The organism is Zhenhengia yiwuensis (assembly GCF_014384995.1).
Classification (GTDB): Bacteria; Bacillota; Clostridia; order Lachnospirales; family Cellulosilyticaceae; genus Zhenhengia; species Zhenhengia yiwuensis.
This window is the reverse complement of the sequence record NZ_JACRSY010000090.1, coordinates 1-2,334: the sequence shown is the minus strand read 5'-3', so window position 1 is coordinate 2,334 and position 2,334 is coordinate 1. Positions and strand designations below refer to the sequence as shown.

Sequence of the window (2,334 nt, the reverse complement as noted above, 5' to 3'; positions counted from 1 at the left end):
CTTTTTTCCGTTAGTTCGAAGATAAAGCGTACATCTTCTTCTGTTAGGTCATGTAATAGCCACTCATCGATGATGAGTAGGTGGTAATTTGAAAACTTAGTGATTAGTTTACTCATGCCTTTTCCTTCAGCAAGTGCTTCATCACGAAGGGTTAATAAATCTGGCAAACGGATATATCGCACACGATAGAGTTGTCTACAAGCAGCTTTTCCTAAAGCACATGCAAGAAAAGTTTTGCCCGATCCAGTAAATCCTTCAAGGACAAGACTGTTGTTGTTACGCAAATACTGACAGGTGGATAATTCTACGATTTGGTTTTTATCTAAACCTCTATCAGCATAGTACATCGTATTGATATCAGCATCTGGAAATCTAAAATGTGCACCTTTGATAAGCCTTTTACAACGCTTATTATTTTTAGTCTGATACAATTCATCAATAGCTAACTCGAAACGTTCATCAAATGGCATAGCCGTAAAAAGAGCTGGATTTTCATCTTGAATATTGAGAGCATCAATGAGTCCATCAAGTGTTAATTCACGAAGTTTACGTTTTGTTTCATCATTTACCATAGCCTATAATACCTCCATAGTAATCCGCACCTCTTACATATCCTGAAGTTTCTTTATCTACTTTTGACCCAACTTTTGATTGTTTTTGTTCTGCATAAAGTACATCTTGATTGGAGGCAAGGATTCCTTTGAGATGCTTATATCTTGGAATACGTGTCATTGGCAGGGCTATTTCACAAGCAGTCTCAAGACGCTCATTAGAATAAGTCTTACTGAGCTTCAAAACGGATAAGGCACTATTATAGGCTTGCTCTTTAATGGTTACACTTTTGAAGAGACGTTCAATGACTTCACTGGTGTGAGTACCAATACTTGCCGCCCATTGTTTAAGCCTAAGATCATTCATTTCAGGTTGATTGAATGCATCAGGCATATCTTCTTTATGGGTAGCATAATGGTTACTCACATACAGTGGGAATTTTGGATGAGACGAAATACGTTGATGATTAGTATAAATTTCCACAATGCTTTCAGTAAGTTTCACATCTACATACTGACCTGCGTAAGCGAAGGGCACAGAGTAATAATTTTTACATACACAAACGTGGCTGTTAGGATAGACTTTACGATTGTATTCCCATGTTGCAACTTCATAAGGAATCTTAGGCAACACTCTTAAATGTTGCTTTTCTTCTTCAAAGACTTCCTTTCGACTGTATTGCCTTTTCTGAAAAGGTGCTGCATTAAACGCATTAAGTGCCTCTGCAATAGACTCTTTTAAGTCTGCAAAGGAATAAAAGGTTTTGTGTCTAAGCTTTGCAATGATTGCAGTAGCAATCTTGCCAACTGTACCTTCTACAGAGGCTTTTTGTTTAGGTTTCCTTACACCTGTTGGCATGATAGCTGTAACATAGTGGCTACCAAGCCCTTCATAAGCATCATTAAGGATGATATCGCCTTCTTTAGGATGTTTGATAACACCAGTCTTTAAGTTGTCACAAACTGTTTTAACTGGAACGCCACCAAAAAATTCATACATATGAATGTGACAACGAAGCCATGTATCTTGTTTCTCATCTAAGGTGGGTTCTACATAAGCGTATTGACTATAAGGCAGACATGCTACAAAGAGATGTACTTTAACCACTTCACCAGTATGGCAATCCACAACCTCCATATGAGAACCACTCCAGTCTACTTCAACTGTTTGCCCAGGCTTGTGATAGAGATGGTTAGAAAGATTGCATTGTTTGGTATATGTTCTATAATCTTCAGTGAACTTGGTATAACCAACAGCAATACTGCCTTCTTTGAAGCACATATCTTTATACTCTTGATGGAGGAGTTTGAGCGTAACACCAACTTTTTTGAGCTCATTATGAACATACGAATAGTCAGGTATTTTAAAGGTTGATTCCGCTGAAAACTTATCAGGATAAAATAATCTGTATACTTCATCCTCGGGTTTATCCTTGATTGCATCATAGAAAATCTGTTTTTGTTGAGCAATACTTAATACATCTGAAATAGAAGTTTTAGAAATGTGTCGTGTCTTCGCAATAAGATTCTGTGAAAGACCGGCTGCTTTAAGCTCTAAAATGAGCTTAACATTAATTTTATTAGCCATTATAAAGGCTCCTTTCTGAAATAAAGTGTGATAGTCTTAAATGACTTCCACAGAATTATGGTCAAAAAGGGTGATCTTCAAGCGTGAATCAGTGGTTTTATTATATGAAACATCTTAATTTTGAAGATGGTATCATTGTGACGAATTAGTGGTATCTATAAGTGAAAGGGTGGATTTTTGAGCCCGTAATATTCA

At 36.9% G+C, this 2,334-nt stretch carries 2 protein-coding genes; both read right to left on the bottom strand.

All coding sequences use genetic code 11. The features are described 5' to 3' along the window. Window positions 1-572: ATP-binding protein (locus tag H8718_RS19945; RefSeq protein WP_249334815.1), on the bottom strand; the 572-nt coding region annotated here is incomplete at its 3' end. After that, the gene (gene istA, locus H8718_RS19940) at window positions 562-2,139 is read right to left on the bottom strand and encodes an IS21 family transposase (protein WP_249334814.1); all 1,578 of its coding nucleotides are present in this window, start codon (window positions 2,137-2,139) and stop codon (window positions 562-564) included. The genes H8718_RS19945 and istA, both read right to left, overlap by 11 nt. Window positions 2,140-2,334: the final 195 nt, after the last annotated feature.

Bases quoted from the DNA above. Each gene is read 5' to 3' on its own strand.
- istA (WP_249334814.1), bottom strand. From the start codon at position 2,139: ATGGCTAATAAAATTAATGTTAAGCTCATTTTAGAGCTTAAAGCAGCC.